18 protein-coding genes, 1 pseudogene and 1 riboswitch are annotated in these 17,763 nt (G+C 44.0%); of the genes and pseudogenes, 13 read left to right on the top strand and 6 right to left on the bottom strand.

Features of this window, described 5'->3' with window-relative positions; genetic code table 11:
• Window positions 1-94: 94 nt before the first annotated feature.
• A complete protein-coding gene (locus AC503W_RS17500; RefSeq protein ID WP_427590953.1) occupies window positions 95-301 on the top strand; it encodes a hypothetical protein in 207 nt (68 codons plus the stop codon).
• Between the two features lie 61 nt (window positions 302-362).
• Window positions 363-1,970, top strand: a complete 1,608-nt coding sequence (locus AC503W_RS17495; protein WP_427590952.1) for a recombinase family protein — start codon at window positions 363-365, stop codon at window positions 1,968-1,970.
• An 18-nt stretch (window positions 1,971-1,988) separates the two neighbouring features.
• Here AC503W_RS17495 and AC503W_RS17490 read toward each other — a convergent pair.
• Window positions 1,989-2,495 (bottom strand): annotated as a pseudogene (locus tag AC503W_RS17490) (ABC transporter substrate-binding protein); the annotation flags it as partial.
• A gap of 180 nt (window positions 2,496-2,675) precedes the next feature.
• Here AC503W_RS17490 and AC503W_RS17485 point away from each other — a divergent pair.
• The 7 genes from AC503W_RS17485 to AC503W_RS17455 all read left to right on the top strand — a co-directional run bounded on the left by AC503W_RS17485 (window position 2,676) and on the right by AC503W_RS17455 (window position 9,160).
• Window positions 2,676-3,464, top strand: a complete 789-nt coding sequence (locus AC503W_RS17485; protein WP_402957029.1) for an alpha/beta hydrolase family protein — start codon at window positions 2,676-2,678, stop codon at window positions 3,462-3,464.
• A gap of 39 nt (window positions 3,465-3,503) precedes the next feature.
• Entirely contained in the window at window positions 3,504-3,746 is a 243-nt protein-coding gene (locus AC503W_RS17480) for a DUF2584 domain-containing protein (RefSeq protein ID WP_403080354.1), read from the top strand.
• A 299-nt stretch (window positions 3,747-4,045) separates the two neighbouring features.
• Window positions 4,046-4,816: a TSUP family transporter gene (locus tag AC503W_RS17475; RefSeq protein ID WP_407406295.1), complete on the top strand. Its 771-nt coding sequence runs from the start codon at window positions 4,046-4,048 to the stop codon at window positions 4,814-4,816.
• Window positions 4,817-4,972: 156 nt separating this feature from the next.
• Complete coding sequence (locus AC503W_RS17470; protein ID WP_427687809.1) at window positions 4,973-5,545, top strand: TetR/AcrR family transcriptional regulator; 573 nt, start codon at window positions 4,973-4,975, stop codon at window positions 5,543-5,545.
• A gap of 24 nt (window positions 5,546-5,569) precedes the next feature.
• Window positions 5,570-6,916, top strand: coding sequence for an MATE family efflux transporter (locus AC503W_RS17465; RefSeq protein ID WP_427687807.1), 1,347 nt, complete (start codon window positions 5,570-5,572; stop codon window positions 6,914-6,916).
• A gap of 144 nt (window positions 6,917-7,060) precedes the next feature.
• Entirely contained in the window at window positions 7,061-7,198 is a 138-nt protein-coding gene (locus AC503W_RS17460) for a hypothetical protein (RefSeq protein ID WP_427687805.1), read from the top strand.
• Window positions 7,199-7,471: 273 nt separating this feature from the next.
• Window positions 7,472-9,160 carry a methyl-accepting chemotaxis protein gene (locus tag AC503W_RS17455; protein WP_427687803.1) on the top strand — a complete coding sequence of 563 codons (1,689 nt, stop codon included), beginning with the start codon at window positions 7,472-7,474 and terminating at the stop codon, window positions 9,158-9,160.
• 246 nt (window positions 9,161-9,406) lie between these two features.
• On the opposite strand, the gene pckA is transcribed toward AC503W_RS17455, so the two are convergent.
• Complete coding sequence (gene pckA / locus AC503W_RS17450) at window positions 9,407-10,990, bottom strand: phosphoenolpyruvate carboxykinase (ATP) (protein ID WP_402875118.1); 1,584 nt, start codon at window positions 10,988-10,990, stop codon at window positions 9,407-9,409.
• Window positions 10,991-11,567: 577 nt separating this feature from the next.
• A riboswitch (SAM riboswitch) is annotated at window positions 11,568-11,731 on the top strand.
• Window positions 11,732-11,899: 168 nt separating this feature from the next.
• Here pckA and metK point away from each other — a divergent pair.
• Complete coding sequence (metK, locus tag AC503W_RS17445; RefSeq protein ID WP_402875116.1) at window positions 11,900-13,096, top strand: methionine adenosyltransferase; 1,197 nt, start codon at window positions 11,900-11,902, stop codon at window positions 13,094-13,096.
• 141 nt (window positions 13,097-13,237) lie between these two features.
• Here metK and AC503W_RS17440 read toward each other — a convergent pair whose 3' ends face one another.
• Entirely contained in the window at window positions 13,238-13,756 is a 519-nt protein-coding gene (locus AC503W_RS17440; protein WP_402875249.1) for a gamma carbonic anhydrase, read from the bottom strand.
• A gap of 214 nt (window positions 13,757-13,970) precedes the next feature.
• Between AC503W_RS17440 and AC503W_RS17435 the strand changes: the two genes are divergently transcribed.
• Entirely contained in the window at window positions 13,971-14,774 is an 804-nt protein-coding gene (locus tag AC503W_RS17435) for an alpha/beta hydrolase (protein ID WP_402875113.1), read from the top strand.
• 40 nt (window positions 14,775-14,814) lie between these two features.
• Here AC503W_RS17435 and AC503W_RS17430 read toward each other — a convergent pair whose 3' ends face one another.
• From AC503W_RS17430 to mnmL, 3 genes are all read right to left on the bottom strand, one after another.
• Window positions 14,815-15,000 (bottom strand): hypothetical protein, encoded by a 186-nt coding sequence (locus AC503W_RS17430; protein WP_427687801.1) that lies wholly within the window; start codon window positions 14,998-15,000, stop codon window positions 14,815-14,817.
• Window positions 15,001-15,098: 98 nt separating this feature from the next.
• A complete protein-coding gene (gene mnmM / locus AC503W_RS17425) occupies window positions 15,099-15,671 on the bottom strand; it encodes a tRNA 5-(aminomethyl)-2-thiouridylate-methyltransferase MnmM (RefSeq protein WP_427687799.1) in 573 nt (190 codons plus the stop codon).
• A complete protein-coding gene (gene mnmL, locus AC503W_RS17420) occupies window positions 15,668-16,633 on the bottom strand; it encodes a tRNA modification radical SAM protein MnmL/YtqA (protein WP_402957045.1) in 966 nt (321 codons plus the stop codon). The genes mnmM and mnmL overlap by 4 nt, the downstream gene beginning before the upstream one ends.
• A gap of 164 nt (window positions 16,634-16,797) precedes the next feature.
• On the opposite strand from mnmL, the gene AC503W_RS17415 reads away from it, so the two are divergent.
• A complete protein-coding gene (locus AC503W_RS17415) occupies window positions 16,798-17,301 on the top strand; it encodes an SMI1/KNR4 family protein (protein ID WP_402875102.1) in 504 nt (167 codons plus the stop codon).
• 87 nt (window positions 17,302-17,388) lie between these two features.
• Complete coding sequence (locus AC503W_RS17410; protein ID WP_402875099.1) at window positions 17,389-17,652, top strand: DUF2524 family protein; 264 nt, start codon at window positions 17,389-17,391, stop codon at window positions 17,650-17,652.
• The last annotated feature ends 111 nt before the right edge of the window (window positions 17,653-17,763 follow it).

The following is a 17,763-nucleotide window of genomic DNA, read 5'->3' as shown; positions in this document are numbered from 1 at the left end:
CCCCAGTATTCTACGGGTAGTGATTAGAAGACTATTAATACTATCATCGCAACGGCCATAGATTATAGGAATCCATGGCAACGGGGTGATGGCGATGACAGAGGAAGCAAATGGAGGGGAAGGGAAACTGATTGTATGGGACACAACGGAATACCAGCACAGAACAGATGAAGAATACGATCATTTGTTGGAGATCTCCGATTATAAGGTGAAGGTGACTTTGAAATTCGCTAAGAGTGAGGCGAGGAACGAGGTGGCGAGAAAAGGGCTTAAAGCGTTTTTTAGGGGGATATGGTTTTGAAGCACCGTTTTAATGAGGGTTTTATTTTAACCGAATGAAACAGGGAAAAAGGGGTGTGAAAATGAAACGGGTTTGGTGCCTGTATCGAGTATCCACCATGAAGCAGATGGCTACGGATGATGATATTCCCATTCAAAAAAACGCATGCCAAGAATTCGTGAAAAATAGGCCGGATTGGCGCATCACTCATGAAGTAATAGAAAAAGGGGTTTCGGGCTGGTCGAAGAAAGCGGACGAAAGGGATGCCCTGAATACGATTAAACAAGGGGCCCTGGACAAGGAATTGGATGTTCTTTTGGTGTTCATGTTTGACCGATTAGGGAGGCGGGAGGATGAAACGCCTTTAATCGTCAATTTCCTGAATCAAAATGCCGTAGAGGTCTGGTCCACGCAAGAAGGAAAGCGGAACACGGAAACACATATCGACAAGCTGTTGAACTATATCAGTTTCTGGCAATCCGACGGGGAAAGCCAGAAAACTTCTATGAGGGTTCGAGAAGCTAAAAAGCAGCTAAGTGAGCAAGGCTATTTTCAAGGTGGGGCCGCCCCGATTGGTTATAGAATCCTCGAAACAGACCGGGTGCATTGGAAGAACAAAGACAGGCACCTGAAAGAGTTGGCGGTGGATGAGGAAGAGTCGGCCATGATAAAGCTGGTCTTCAGTTTATACGTGGACCGACACATGGGGTATCGAAAAATTGTTGATTACTTGAACAACAAAGGCTATCGAAATAGGGACGGGAACATATATGGGGTAAGTACCATTCAGCGCATCTTGGCCAACCCGATTTATATCGGGAACAAACGCTATAAAGGCTTTAATGGGGAAGACGGAAATACACAGCCATATAATGAGAAGTTACGAATTATTCCGGATGAAGTATTCAAGGAAGCGGAGCGGATCAGGAGTGCAAGGAGCACTAAATTATACCAACAAGACAAGGAAGGCATCCCATTGGCAGGGAAGCTGATGTTTTCGGGGTTGGCCTATTGCCAGTATTGTGGGGCAAAGTTGAGTGGAAACTACTTGTATCGCAAAAGTAAGGGGAAGGAGGATCACTCCGCCAAAGTTATATATCGCTATAGGTGCCCGCTCAATAAAGGCAGGATGAATGGCGAACATGTAAGCAGCACATGGGAAGGCAGAAAATACGATGCCATCGTGATGAAAAGGGTGAAGGCCGTTCTGTCTCAACTGGATATGGGCTCCTACTTCGCTCTCTCCTCTCACAAGGCATCACATCTAGCCCAGCTTGAGCGGAACCTAAAGCAGCTGGAGAAGGAACATCAGGTTCTGACGAAGCAATTGGCTAAGCTACATGGTGAAATCATCAAATCATTGGGGGGAGATAGTGCATTCACCCCGGACCAACTGTCGGGTGCCATGGGAAGTGTAGAGAAAAAGTTAACAGAAAATACAGCACGTATGACAGGATTGAAAGCAAATATCGAAAAGGAAAAAGAAGCCTCATCAAGGCATGTCGATCTAGCTGAGCAGTGGGAGAGTGAATTCGATCAGGCGGACAATGATTTGAAAAAGGCTATGCTTTCCAGGGTTGTGGATAAAGTGGTTTTTGGAAAAAATGAAGTCCAGATTACGTTCAATTTAGCTCTTCGGGAATGTTTACATGAAAATACGGAGGAACTTCCTGATAGCGAGGCGCCTTGAAGTATGCATTTTGTTACTGGATGCGAATGCGGTCGCGATGTTCGCAAAATCAATATTCTGAATGAGCGTCAGATCTTTTTGCGGGTCGATATTGTGTTTTTTCAAGACAAATTCCCCCGCCATTTGCGGCATTCCGCCTTTACGCTGTCCGAGGAAGGTGGAGTCTTTCAACATATCCCATTCAAAATTTTCAATCTTTTCACGTGAAACAAGGAAGGTCCCATCCGTTTGCGTTAGCTGGGCAAAGTTAATGACCGGGTCACTGGACCCTTGCGCCTGGACATAGATGGATGTTTCCGATCCGACGAGTGCAATGTCCGCACCATCAGACAGTAGAGTGGTCATCGTCTTATCGCCGCCAGCAGTCGTTTTTAAATCGATTTTTAGGCCTTCTTCTTCAAAAAAACCTTTTTCAATCGCGACATATTGCGGCGTATAGAAAAGCGAGCGTGTCACTTCGGCCACACGGACCTTCGTCGTTTCTTCTTTCTTTGAACCACATGCCCCAAGGGGAATGACTAGCATGCATACAAGTAAAAATAGGACACCCGCTTTACACCATTTCTTCAATTTACCTTCCTCCTTGATATATAGGAATTTTGCCTATCTTATCGTATGAACGAGTGGGAAAATGGTGAATGCCTAACAGGGGATAAAATCGATTGAATGTTTTACAATAAGGGAAACAGAAAGGGGGAGCGGAACATGGAGAACGGAAGGATGATTTCAAAGCAACGGTTCCCTTCACCACATCCTGGCATTCACCTTTTTTTAGTCACATACATGTCTCAAGGTTTGAAGGTAAAGGGATTACTGGCTGAGCCGGTGGATGGGGACATTCACGATGCTTTCCTTTATTTACGGGGTGGCATTAAAAACGTCGGCAAGGTAAGGCCTGGACGTATCATCCAGTATGCGGCAGAAGGGTTCATCGTCTTTGCCCCGTTTTATAGGGGCAACCAAGGCGGCGAGGGGGACGAGGATTTTGCCGGAGAAGATCGGTTCGATGCGATAGCAGGCTTTAACCTGTTGGAGCAGCATCCACGGGTGAATAAGGAGCATATTCATATCCTCGGCTTTTCCCGGGGTGGCATCATGGCACTATGGACGGCGATCCATTGTCAGACGGCTGCGTCCCTTGTCACATGGGGGGGAGTGTCGGATATGTTCATGACGTATGTCGAACGAGTCGATATGCGGCGGATGATGAAGAGGGTCATCGGTGGTAGTCCTAAGAAATGCCCGGAGCAATATGAATACAGGACGCCGTTGTTTGCCATCGAGGAATTGAATGTTCCGGTTCTGATCATTCATGGGGAAAGGGATGATAATGTATCGGTGGAACACGCCTATCGACTGGAAAAAAGGTTGAAGGCCCACGATAAGCCTGTCGAAAGTTGGTATTTCCCACAATTCACGCATTTTTTCCCGCCTGCGGTCAATCGAAAAGTGGTCGAAGATTTAACAACTTGGATGAAAAGTAAAACCGAATAATGGTAGAATGAAGTATATTGACCAGAGGAGGAGATATACATGGGCATGCCTATGGAACTCAACACCATGATCGTGACAAAGGGAAACGAAATTCGTGAAGAAGAAAATGTGTTCAGCCTGACGAAAGCCGGGTACCGCTTATATCCAATCGACATCCCGATTGATGTCCGTAAAACGATTCAATCCGATTCAAGTGGAACGGCCGTCATCCGCAAAGTCGAATGGATGAATGAAAAAACCAACATTACATATCAATTGATCTCACTGAATTCAACGAATTGAATACATGAAGCGCATGCGAATCTAGCATGCGCTTTTTTATGTGGTAGAGAACGGACGGAATTCGACCGAACTATCCAGCATTCCGCCATTGGTGGCACATAATTCGACGTTCGTGCGATTAATTCGACATTCACGCGGATAATTCAACATTCACAGCGTGCAGACCGGTCGTGGGCCGTTGATTCGCCCACGTTATAAGATCAAACCGAAATTTTATGAAGAATTGTTTGATATTTATAAAAAATCCAGGACACCGGAGTATAATGGATGAGATATTGCTGTTGAAAGAAGGAATGTAGATGGAGGATATTAATCTTTATACGTTGCTGTTTTTGGTGATAGCGGGTTTCATCGCTGCGTTCATTGATTCTGTTGTGGGCGGGGGCGGTCTTATTTCCATACCTGCTTTATTGTTTACGGGAATTTCACCATCTGCGGCTTTAGCGACGAATAAGTTTTCGAGCTCGATGGGTTCCTTGACGAGTACGATTTCATTTATTCGGGCAGGGAAAGTGAACTTCAAATTTGTCATCAAGTTTTTGCCGCTGACCGTGATCGGGTCGATATTGGGTGCCTATGTCGTTCACTTTGTTTCGCCTGACATATTGAAGCCGTTGATTCTGTTGATATTAGTGATTGTCGCGATTTACACGATCGTCAAAAAGGATTGGGGTAAAGAAACTTTGTATAAGGGATTGACCCGGAATAAGCTCATTCTGATGTTAGTGGTCATTTTTGCAATTGGTTTTTACGATGGTTTTCTTGGACCAGGGACGGGATCTTTTTTATTGTTTGCCTTTTTGATCATAGGATTTGATTTTGTTCAAGCGGCTGGCAATGCCAAGATTTTGAACTTTGGCAGTAATATTGCAGCACTCGTTGTTTTCCTATCGATGGGCACGGTCAATTTTGCTTACGGAATTCCGATGGGAATCGCCATGGTGGCCGGGGCTTTAGTCGGGACGAACTTCGCGATTAAAAAGGGATCTTCCTATGTTAGGCTATTATTCATTTGCGTCACCGTCTTATTGATTGGCAAGAATATCTTGAACTATTTCCATGTGATTTAAATGCAAGTATACATACCAGTGGCCGTGGAATGATCTGCGGCTGCTTTTCCTTGTTTACAGAATGGAATTTCTGTGTGATAATTTCCTGACGAACGTTCGTTAGGATAATGAGCGTACCAGTGCGGGTAAAATATTGGTTGATGAAGGGTGAAGGTAATGAAAAGTGAAGAAATTAAAAAAGCGGCACTCAAACATTTTGCGGTTAACGGATATAAGGGCACGTCGCTTTCTCAAATAGCTGATGATGTGGGAATTAAAAAACAATCGATTTATTCTCATTTTAAAGGAAAGGATGATTTATTTTTAGCCGTCCTTACAGATGCCAAGGAGATGGAGCTATCCTTTTATGAGGCGTATTTTAAGCAAAAACAAGATCCGGAAAGGACGCTATATGGATTCTTGGATGAGATGAGAAGGATGTTTCAGGAAAATGAGAATTTAAAGTTCTGGCTCAGGATGGAGTTCTTTCCGCCTACTCATTTGTATAAAGTGGTGCAGCGGGAAGCGGCGGATCTCGAGAATCAACAGGAAGCACTGTTAGAAAAGTTATTCGATTCATGGATATCAGAAGGGGCGATTCGTTCGGGAAATGCCCGGACGCTAACATTGGCCTACACAGGTGTGATCGTGGCCATCTTGGTCGAACTTGTATACTCCGATGACCCTAAGCGGTTGGAAGATAAATTTGACGCATTATGGACCGTATTTTGGAGCGGAATTTCCAAGTAAGGTTAAGCAATAGGAGATGGGAACATGGCAATGAGAGAACAACAACAGAAAAGTCTTCTGGAAATAGAATCGACGGGAAAGATTTTCTTACGCTATTTGATTCCTTCCATGATCGGAATGATCTTGATGGCATTGAACTTTGTCGTCGATGGCGTCATGGTCGGTAACAAACTTGGGTCCGTTGCCCTGGCAGGGGTAAATATTGCTGGACCCATTTATACCATTTTTGTCGCCATGTCGATCTGGATTGGTGTCGGCGGCGCAACGCTATACTCCCAAAGCATGGGAGCGAAGGATTATGTGCGTTCCCGCTTCATTTTTACGCATTCCATCGTTCTAATTACAGGCTTCACCATCGTCATTGGTTTGATTGCCTATCTGTTTCACAATCAGCTCGTGTTCGCATTAGGGGCAAATGACGCGACCGCACCCTTTGCGACGGATTATATGAACGTTTTCTTGATGCTCGGTTTTGTTTTCACCTTAGAAAATGCCTTGAGTATTTTTATCCGGAATAACGGAAATCCGACACTGGCCATGACGGCATTGATTGTGACGGCTGTTTCGAATTTCGTCTTGAATTATATCATTTTGTATGTGTTCGATTTAGGGGTACGTGAAATTGCGTTTGGGACCATCACTGCGTCGGCGCTTGGAATCGTCGTGCTTTCCGCCCATTTCTTCACGAAGAAGAATACCCTTCGTCTGGTCAAATTCCGCTTTGATAAGCGGCTTTTCCTTTTGACCATGTCCATCGGTTTTCCGAGCTTTTTATCTGAACTCGGTGTATCCGTCTTTACGATTGCGCATAACAATGTGTTTTCCCGGTTGGCGGGAACAGATGGACTGTCCGCCTTTTCCATCGTCAATTATGCCCACAGTGTGATGCTATTGATGTTCCTGGGCATCGGATCGGCCATCCAACCGCTCGTTAGCTATTACCATGGAGCGAAAGATGAGAAGCGAAAACGCGAGACGGTTCGCATAGCCATTTTTACGGCCATCGGTGCGGGGGTATTCATTACCTTACTCGGACAAGTGACGGCACCGTATATAGTTGCTTTATTCGGAGACTTTTCACAAGACGTGAAGGAACTCGCGACAATCGGCATTCGGATTTTCTTTGGCGGGTATATTCTGATGGGGGTCAACTTTGTCATGATGACCTATTTTCAATCGGTCGGGCAAGTCAAGATGGCAGCCTGGATCACGATTGGGCGGGAATTTCTCTTCATGCTCATATTCCTGGTAACCCTTCCTTTCCTATTCGGAACCAATGCAGCATGGCTGTCGATTCCTTTATCAGAAGTAGTCATTTTCTGTACCATCCTGCTTTATTTGAAAAGGGAAGGCACCTTTTTTGGTAAATGAGTTCATGGAATTTAGAGATCACCTATTCGGTGGTCTTTTTTGTTTTTTTAAAATTTCTGAAAAAATATTGACAGAATGATTCACTCTGTTATATATTATTTATACAATAAATAATTTGTTATATAACAGAGGGGGAAAAGTAAAATGAATATGTATAATAAAGCGTATGAAACCTATTTAATGACTTGCGAAAGATATGGAATCGAGTCGATTAACTTTCACCATTTCATCAGACATTTAACCGAGGATCAGTTAGACGAATACAGTAAATTAGCCATTTAAATTGAAAAGGACGTGTTCTTGTAGATGGATCTAGCCGATGTGGAAGCCTTATAGAAACCCCACCCGTTACGAATAGTAGAGGTGGGGTTTTGTTATGTCTAAAAAGGAAAAAGAGATATGGATAAGACGAGGAAACCTAATGACTCTTTAACGAGCATTAGGTTTTTTTTCCTTGAAGTGACAAAATATTATGAAGAATATGGTAAAATGGATATAGGACTTTATACTCTTAAATGATGGTCAAAGAAGATAAATCGACTTGGGGGATGCTATATGAAATTAACTGTATCAAAAAAATTATGGGGTAGTTTTTTATCTTTACTTGTATTTTTATTGGCCATTGGGACTGTATATTTGTTGATTATCGATGATCTTAATAAACAATATACGTTTTTATTGGATAATCGCGTGAAAAAGACTCAACTTGTGGATGACCTGATCATCAATCAGCAAGATTACTCCAACGATATTCGGGGATATATGATCTATGGAGATGCCAAGTATTTAGAAGGCCGGTCCGAGAAGTATGATAGGTTTGAAGGTGCCTATAAAGAGTTAGAAAAGACGATGGAAAAGAAAGAAGATCGGACTTTACTGGAAGAGGCATATAAAGCAAAACAGCAGTATACAGAACTTTCAGAAGAAATAATCAATAATGTCCAGAAGGAGAAAACTCAGGAAGCTTTGGTCATTGCGAAAGAGACCAGTGTACTAGAAGAAACAATCATCGAAAAAGCCATACAGTTAAGTGACAACCAGAAGGTTTATATGCAAGAGAAAAGGAAAGAGATTGATGCTTTGGTTAAGGATATGCTGAGCTTCATCACGTTGGTCATCATCGGAGGCTTCATACTTAGTATCGTAATGCCGACTGTCCTGAGTCGCAGCATCACCCGCCCGGTCCGCAAGCTCACTGCGGCTATTGGTGAGGTTGCTGGAGGAAATCTCCAGGTGGAAAGCATACAGGTCCGGAACAAGGACGAGATTGGGGAAATGGCCGGTGCATTCAACAAAATGGTTAATGAACTGAAGTCGATAGTCTCGAGTATGAGGGATTCTTCGAGCCAGTTAGCTGTTCAAGCGGAGCAAATGTCAGCCAGTTCCGAGGAAAGCCTTGCCTCTTCGGAGATGGTTGCTAAAACGGCAGAGGATAATATGCAAGGAACGAATCAGCAGGTGGTCATTATTGAAAATTCGGTGGATTCCATGAATGAAATGGCTGCAGCCGTCGGGAGAGTTACGGAAAGCAATGTCGACATGCTTCAATCTGCTGAAACGGTGAATTCGCTAGTTCGTGAGGGATCATCCAGCATGAATGCGGTGACAAAGGAAATGAATCATATCAATTCCACCATTCAGGACTCGGCGAAAATCATGGAAATGATGACGAGCCATTCAAGTGATATTCAAAGAGTGACAGCCTTGATTACGGACATTTCCGACCAAACTAATTTACTGGCATTGAATGCCGCGATCGAGGCTGCCCGTGCCGGGGATCATGGAAAAGGTTTTGCGGTCGTGGCAGATGAAGTCCGGAAACTGGCTGAGCAATCGAAATTGTCCGCCTCAGAGATTGCAAACATGGTCAGCATGATTCAAGATGCGACCAAAAAAGGGGTGGAATCCATCAAGATGGGAACCAAGAAAGCGGAAGATGGACTCATTGCCTCGGAGAATTCCTTGCAGGTGTTCGACCAGATCAAAGTGGCAGTCGGTGAAGTGGGAAAACGGATAGAGTCGGCATCCAATGCTATCGAAGACATTCAAGCCATGACCGAAGAGGTGGCAGCAGGGGCCACTTCCGTAAAGGAAATTGCGGTGAGCGCTGCTGAACGGGCACATGATACAAGTGCAGCCACAGAAGAGCAGCTAGCGGCGAATGAACAGATTACGACAGGCGCCCAATCACTAGCAATCCTGGCCGAAAACCTACAGAAGGAAGTAAGCCACTTCAAGATTTAAGAACACGATGAAGAGCCCGAACGATGAACACCACTCCCACGGTGTTTTAGTCGTTCGGGTTTTTTCTGTTGCAATGCGGCTTGTCACATGAAATAGGAGGAAGGGACGGGGATAGCCAAGGGGTGTGCGCGTAGAAAGCTAATGTGAATATGGGGAAGAGGAGGATATCCAAGGACTATGCATTCTTGCTTTGATGATAAAGAAAAGGACCAAGCGATTTTCGCTTGGTCCTTTTTCCTATCTTTATTATGCAATCGGCCCGCCAAGTTCTTCGATTTCGTTTGGTACGCTACCGAATTTCTTGAAGTTTGCACGGAATTGAGCGGCAAGGTCTTTTGCTGATTTTGTGTATGCAGCAGGGTCTGCCCATGTTTTGATTGGTTGAAGCACTTCATCAGGAACACCAGGAACATGAACCGGAATGTTCAAGCCGAAGATATCATCTTGAACGGTTTCAATGTTGGCTAATTCACCTTCAAGTGCTGCTTGGATCATGGCACGAGTATAAGCAAGCTTCATACGGCTTCCAGTTCCATAAGCTCCGCCAGTCCATCCTGTGTTAACCAGGTATACTTTTGCGTCATGCTCGTCGATTTTTTCTCCAAGCATTTCAGCATAGCGTGTAGCAGGAAGTGGTAGGAAAGGTGAACCGAAGCATGTAGAGAATGTTGCTTCAGGAGACGTCACACCTCTTTCTGTACCTGCCAATTTGCTTGTGTATCCGCTCAAGAAGTGGAACATGGCTTGTTCTTTAGAAAGTTTGCTGATTGGAGGCAGTACGCCAGAAGCATCAGCCGTTAAGAAAATGATTGTATTCGGGTGTCCCGCAATACTTGGATTCACGATGTTATCGATCGCTTGCATTTGGTATGCAGCACGGGTGTTTTCCGTTAATGAGCTGTCATCGTAGTCCGCCACGCGTGTTTCGGGATCTACCACGACATTTTCCAATACGGCGCCGAAACGGATGGCGTCGAAGATCTGTGGTTCTTTTTCACGTGAAAGGTTGATGGTTTTTGCATAGCATCCGCCTTCGATGTTGAATACACCATTAGAAGACCAGCCGTGTTCGTCATCACCAATCAGTTTACGGTTCGTGTCGGCAGATAAAGTCGTTTTACCAGTACCGGACAATCCGAAGAATAAAGCGACATCGCCTTCACGACCTACGTTTGCCGAACAATGCATCGGAAGGATTTCTTCTTCCGGAAGTAGGTAGTTCATGATTGAGAAAATCGATTTCTTCATTTCACCTGCGTATTCAGTTCCACCGATTAGGATAGTACGGCGTTCGAATGATACCATGATGAACGTTTCGGATTGCGTTCCATCAACTGCTGGATCCGCTTTGAAATTAGGTGCGGAAAGGATGGTGAATTCTGCTTCGTGCCCTCTTAGTTCTTCCTCATTCGGACGGATGAACAATGTATGAGCAAAAAGGTTGTGCCAAGCATATTCATTAACCACTCGGATAGGAAGGCGTGATGATTCGTCTGCTCCAGCAAAACCTTTGAAGACAAAGACTTCTTCTTTTGTCTTTAAGTAATCCACTACTTTACTATATAGTTTATTGAATACTTCCTCGGAAATGGGTTGGTTCACTGGGCCCCAGTCAATTTTGTCCTTTACAGAAGCTTCTTCCACAATATATTTATCTTTAGGTGAACGGCCCGTGTATTTGCCCGTTTCAGCTTTTACTGCGCCGGTTGAAGTTAAAACGCCTTCATTTCTGCTTAATACTTTTTCCACTAATTGAGGAACTGAGAGTTGAGTTTGCACATTATTTCCTGCTAATAATTGGTGTAACTCATTAACGTCAACAGAATTCATATATGAGATACCTTCCTTTGTTTAAGTTTTTATAATACAATTAGTATAACACATTGGATTAAATAGTCTATACTATTTAACTTTTTTTGTGAATGAAAATGGAATAGTCACATTAATCAATTATCTCACTTCGAGTGTAACCTTATGTATAGTGCGGGCATATACTTGCAGTGAGTCATCCTGGATGGATGTTTTTGAATCTGGTTGATTCGGGAGACGATCTGGATGAAGTGAATCTAGGATGTGAAAAACGATTGCTGCCACAAGTCTTTGTGAAGTCCCGTTTTAGGATTAGTGTACCTTTTCATTTATAATAGGAAGAAAAGAAGTGAACAACCATTTATGTATTTGAAAAAGGGATGAATATGGGGTTCGGATGGTATGTTCATTTTGTCTGATTTATCCATTGTAAGTCAATGGTCTTATCTTCTTAGTTTACACTCTTTAAGAATACTATTTATATTCCGGCTGTGCCAGATAAAAAGTTTTTTTATTTTTCATTGGGGAAAAATGTTCTATTTAGAAAAACATTGACAAATTCAGACTAAATACGATAGTATCTTAAATTGTACGGATTCTCTTATCCCGAGTTGGTGGAGGGACAGGCCCTTTGAAACCCAGCAACCTGCCATATTGAACTTGACTCCAAGGTCAATCGCCGAAAATAAAGCGATGAACCTTCAAGGAATAGTGGTGATGGTGCTAACCTGAGCAAGGTAAAAAACCCTTGAACGATAAGAGTGAAAGGATAGATGATAGAATTTTTAAACCTTTCCTCATTTGCCAGGGAAGGTTTTTGTGTTTTTATTCATTAATTCTGTGTCTATGATTGAAACTAATAAGGGAAACGAGTTCCGTAAAAGATCAGGCTCATGCCTACAACATACTAACTTCCAAGGAGGAAATAAGATGTCAAAGAAACGTCTATTTACTTCTGAATCTGTGACAGAAGGCCATCCGGATAAAATTTGTGATCAGATTTCAGATTCCATTTTAGATGCAATCCTAGCTAAGGATGCAAATGCGCGCGTTGCGTGTGAAACAAGTGTAACGACAGGTCTTGTACTTGTTGCTGGAGAAATTACAACATCTGCTTACGTGGATATCTCACGCATTGTCCGCGATACGATTGCAGGTATCGGGTACACTCGTGCGAAATATGGTTTCGATGCCGAGACTTGTGCCGTGCTAAGCTCGATCGATGAGCAGTCTGCTGATATTGCAGCGGGTGTTGATAAAGCATTGGAAGCACGTGAAGGTACGATGTCCGATGAGGAAATCGATGCTATCGGTGCAGGGGACCAAGGTCTTATGTTCGGATTCGCGTGCAATGAAACGGAAGAGCTTATGCCACTTCCCATTTCATTGGCTCATAAGCTATCATTTCGTCTTTCTCAAGTTCGTAAAGATGGCACGCTAAGTTATTTACGTCCTGATGGAAAAACGCAAGTAACGGTTGAATATGATGAAAATAACCTACCTGTACGTGTAGACACAATCGTCATCTCCACACAACATGATCCTGAAGTGACACTTGAACAAATTCAAGCCGACTTAAAAGAACATGTGATTAATGCGGTCGTACCGGCTGACTTAATCAATGAAGATACAAAATACTTCATCAACCCGACTGGCCGTTTTGTAATCGGCGGACCTCAAGGGGATGCTGGTCTTACTGGCCGTAAAATCATCGTTGATACGTACGGCGGATACGCTCGTCACGGCGGCGGTGCTTTCTCTGGTAAAGATGCAACAAAAGTGGACCGTTCTGCTGCATATGCCGCTCGTTACGTTGCGAAGAACATCGTAGCTGCTGGCCTGGCTGACAAAGCGGAAGTGCAATTGGCCTACGCAATCGGCGTGGCTAAGCCTGTATCCATCTCAATCGATACATTTGGAACGGGAACAGTAAGTGAAGAGGTGCTAGTGGAATTGGTAGAGGCGAATTTCGACCTACGTCCAGCTGGTATCATCAAGATGCTTGACCTACGTCGCCCAATCTACAAGCAAACAGCTGCATATGGTCACTTCGGCCGTACAGATGTTGATTTGCCTTGGGAGCGTACGGATAAAGCAGAAGCTTTAAAAACACAAGCTAAAGCGTAAATCATATGAGAAAAGGTGCCTTGCTTTAATGCAAGGCACCTTTTTTGATGGGCAAAAATAGGATTAAATATGGCTTCCTAGGGAATAATTCAAGGAATCCTATTTTTAGCTAAGCGTTTTTTTGTAATCATACGATTGGTGTTACTTTATTCGGTCAGCCTGTTTATAGAGTTGTCCTTTTTCAGCATATTCCCGGACAATGCGATCCATATCCTGGCGATCTTCCTCATTAATTTCACGAACGACTTTGGCCGGCCTTCCAAAGGCTAAGGTGTTCGGCGGGATAACCTTTCCTTGGGGGACAAGGCTCCCTGCGCCGATGAAGGCACCTTCACCGATTTCCGCTCCATCAAGGATGATCGAACCCATGCCGATGAGGGCTCTCTTTCGAATTTTGCAGCTATGTAGAATGACTTGGTGGCCAATGGTCACTTCATCTTCGATTATCAGTGGGTTATTGGGACTTTGATGAAGTACGCTGTTATCTTGTACGCTTACTCTTTTCCCGATGATGGTGGGTGCCACATCGCCGCGAATGACGGTATTGAACCAGATCGTTGATTCATCACCGATTTTGACATCGCCTGTCACGACGGCATTTTCAGCAAGATAGGCGCTTTCGGAAATTTCTGGTTCCATGCCCTTGAATGGATAAATAATCAATTTTCATCATTTCCTTTCCGAAGTGGATAATTTTGCTGTATTATTTTAATATACCGTATCAAAATAGCCTTGGCTACTATTTGATTGAGCACAATTAATTAGGTTTCGTTTTTGTCGAAAACCGAAAATGTGGTTATAATTTACCATATAGATTATTTTTCATTCTGCATGGAACGTTTACAACTAGAGAAAAGTGAAAGGGGGATTTCGAATGTGGAAATGGGAGACGGACGGAGATGCAAAAGGCGTCATCGTCATTATTCATGGGGCAATGGAGCATCATGGCCGTTACAAGTGGTTAACACAAATGTGGCTTTCAGCCGGATACCATGTCGTCATGGGCGACCTACCCGGGCAGGGAATGACGACACGCGCCTTCCGGGGGCATATCGATTCCTTTGACGAATATTTAGAAGAAGTAAAAAGCTGGATTGAAGATGCATACGATTATTCCCTTCCTGTCTTTTTATTAGGACATAGCATGGGTGGGTTGATTGCGATCCGCCTGCTTCAGGAGGAAGAATGGGACATCGCGGGGGTCATTTTATCATCGCCATGCCTCGGTCTGATGACGCATCCTCCCAAATACTTAACCGCCATTTCACACGGCATGAATATCGTGATGCCAAAATTCCGGGTGGATTCTGGGTTAACTCCCCAAATGGCGACGAGGAATTCGGAAATCCGTGAATCGGATACGAACGATACATTGTACATTACCAAGGTTTCCGTTCGCTGGTATCGGGAGCTTGTACAGGCAATGAAGGATGCTTTTGAAGAGATTCCGGAGTTTCAGGACGTGCCTTTACTGATGATGCAGGGCGGAGATGACAAGGTCGTCAACAAAAAGGCGGTCCGGGAGTGGTTCAACTATAACTTGGCCAGCGAAAAGCAATACAAGGAATGGCCGAAACTATATCATGAAATTTTCAATGAACCGGAGCGGGATGACGTATTTCAATATGCACTGAGTTTCGTTGAAAACCGGTTGAAGATATTGGGCTATGTCGTTTAAATAAGAAAAAAGCTGCTGAGAAACTTCAGCAGCTTTTGTTTTAGAGGAATTTGTCAAAGGCATGTTCGAACGGCTTCAATTCTTCCATCGTGTTCTTATCTTCGGTCAATGCATTCAGGCTGGTGACGAATTGGCCATATGATTCACTTGTATCCGGTTTGATTTTCACAGTCAATAAATCTGCCCTGCCAGTAACGAAGTCGATAAATGTTCCATGTTTCTGCACCCATTTTTTTCTCATTATAATGGGTAAAAGTTTAAAAATACAAAATAAACGGTCGGATTTACAAAAACACCACCGTTTATTGAACGGTGGTGGGAGTTCTACCTTTTTTCTATCGCAATGAGGAACGGAGGAGAATGAACTTGGTTGATGAAGTCGTATTTCAGGACATGGGCTTTTTGTTGAGACAGGTTCTGTACATAGTGCATCAACGCATCCCGTTCCGTTTCTCCTCCTGGATGGCCGTGATAGATGACGAGGACGATGATGCCCTCTGGCGCCATCATGTCGAACAGTTTTTCCAGAGAAGCGATTGTCGTATCGGCTTGCGTGATGATCGATTTATCGCCTCCAGGTAGATAGCCAAGGTTGTAGATGGCCCCGGTGATCTTTCCCGCATGTTCCCCGGTGATATACGTATCAAGCTGTTCATGTCCATCGTGGACGAGGGTGCAACGCTTTTGTAAATGTTCCGTTTCCAATTTATTCGCGGTAGTGTGAATGGCTTGCTCTTGAATGTCAAAACTATAGACATGACCGGTTTCGCCGACCAATTGGGCGAGAAAAACGGTATCATGGCCGTTGCCCATCGTTCCATCAACGGCGATGTCCCCTTGTTGAACGGCTCTCTCAAGAAGTAGCTTCGCAAAATCCAAAACGCGATTCAGCTTCATGGTGATGGGACCTCCTCTGATTGATAATGTTTTCCCTGCCAGCTATTGCGGCGTTTCAGTTCGGCATCGATGGCGTTCAGGACATCCCATTTATTGACGCTCCACATCGGCCCGATCATCAAGTCTATGGGGCCATCGCCGGTAATGCGGTGGACGATCATTTCTGGGGGAATGACTTCCAACTGATCGCATACGAGATTTACATAATCGTCCCGTTCAAGAAATTCAAGCATTCCTTTTTCATATTGCTTGACCATCGGCGTTCCTTTCAAAAGGTGAAGCAGGTGGATCTTGATTCCCTGGACATCCAGTTTAGCGACTTCACGTGCGGTCTCCATCATCATTGCATAATCTTCGTTAGGCAAGCCATTGATGATGTGGGTACAGACCCGGATCCCGTGTTTACGCAGTTTATCGACGCCTTCCTTGTAGCAAGCATAGTCGTGGGCCCGGTTGATCAAGTTCCCCGTTTCATCATGGACCGTCTGCAGGCCAAGCTCGACCCAAAGATAGGTACGTTGATTCAGTTCGGCTAGATAGTCGACTACATCATCAGGCAGGCAGTCCGGGCGTGTCGCGATGGAAAGCCCGACCACTCCATCCTGAGTGAGGACGCTTTCGTACTTTTCACGAAGCTCTGCGACAGGGGCGTGCGTGTTCGTGAACGCTTGGAAATAGGCCATATACTTGCCGTCTTTCCATTTGTGGTGCATTTTTTCACTGACTTTCTTAAATTGGACATCAAGCGGTTCGACGCGATCGCCTGCAAAATCCCCCGATCCTGCGGCACTGCAGAAGGTGCAGCCGCCATGTGCGACTGTGCCATCACGGTTCGGACAGTCGAAACCGCCGTCAAGCGCAACTTTGAAAACTTTATGGCCAAAGTGATGGCGTAAATGGTAATTCCAAGTATGATATCGTTTGTTATCCGTTGCATATATAAACGGGTTTGCTTGATCCATATCAGCAACCTCCTACGTGTAATAAAGCGCAACCTATATTATACAACATTCCGGAGAATAGGTCTTTTTCTTAAAAAAGAAGCGTATAATGTATCTTGAAGGTTAATTTTAGATAGTTAAACAGGTGTGTTCGTTTATCTAAATTGAGTCGGGAGCTGATGAATATGACCGTTCAAGTAGAAGAAGTCATAAATCAAATGAAAAAGAAATTAGCAGAAAATAACCAGGTGCTAGAAGTCAATGATGACGGGACTGTGTTCAATGCAACGTGTACCTTCAATTCTCCTGCCTCGGACGAACAAATCCTCGCTTTTGAGGAAAAGACCGGTTTGCTGCTGCCAGATGAATATAAAGCATTTTTGAAGATAACGAATGGCTGCCGCCTGTTCGATCATGTTGAATCCGGGGGCGAAAATGATCTATACAGCCTCGAGGATATCATAAATTACACGTATGAAGAAGATTATGAAGGCTGTTATAAGGTGGCCTGCATTTATCAAGATAATATCGTGATCCATGGAAATGACGTGGCCAAAGGCAAGCAGGATTATATCATGGTAAAAGGTCATATCGATGATTTCGATGAAAGCAAGCCGCTTCATATGGGTTTCGCGGAGTGGCTGGAGCAATTCATTTCCCATCAAGGGGTAAAGTTCTGGGATAAGTGAAAAAAAATGATAATCCTCCCGTTCTTAGTTCAAACTAATTGTGATGATGTAATGTCATCCAAATGAACGTGAAGGAGAGGGTTTGAAATGGCAACAAGACAATCCGTTGGTCAGTTATTGGAGCAATGCGAAGGGGCTCTCCGATTTGCAGATTATGAATATAACGAAGCATCAAGGCTGGGCCATTACAGTGATGAGGAATTCCAGAAGTCACAGCTTTATATCGAAGAGGCTTTGACGAACTTGGACAAAATGTATGGAAGTGCGGATGCCCAGCAACGGGATATGCTTCAAAGGATGCAACAGCAATTGAATGATATAAAGAATGATATGATTTTATTGCGTCATTAAAGGTGTATGTGGGGGCTATGGAAGCATAGCTCCCTTTTCCAATGTGCACGATTTTGAATGGTGATGCATATATAATGAAAAACCTGGAGATAATGTTGGTGACCGGCTATT

It is taken from the genome of Peribacillus suis (assembly GCF_059384845.1).
The sequence above is the reverse complement of the archived record's forward strand: the minus strand, read 5'-3'. Positions and strand labels throughout refer to the sequence as shown.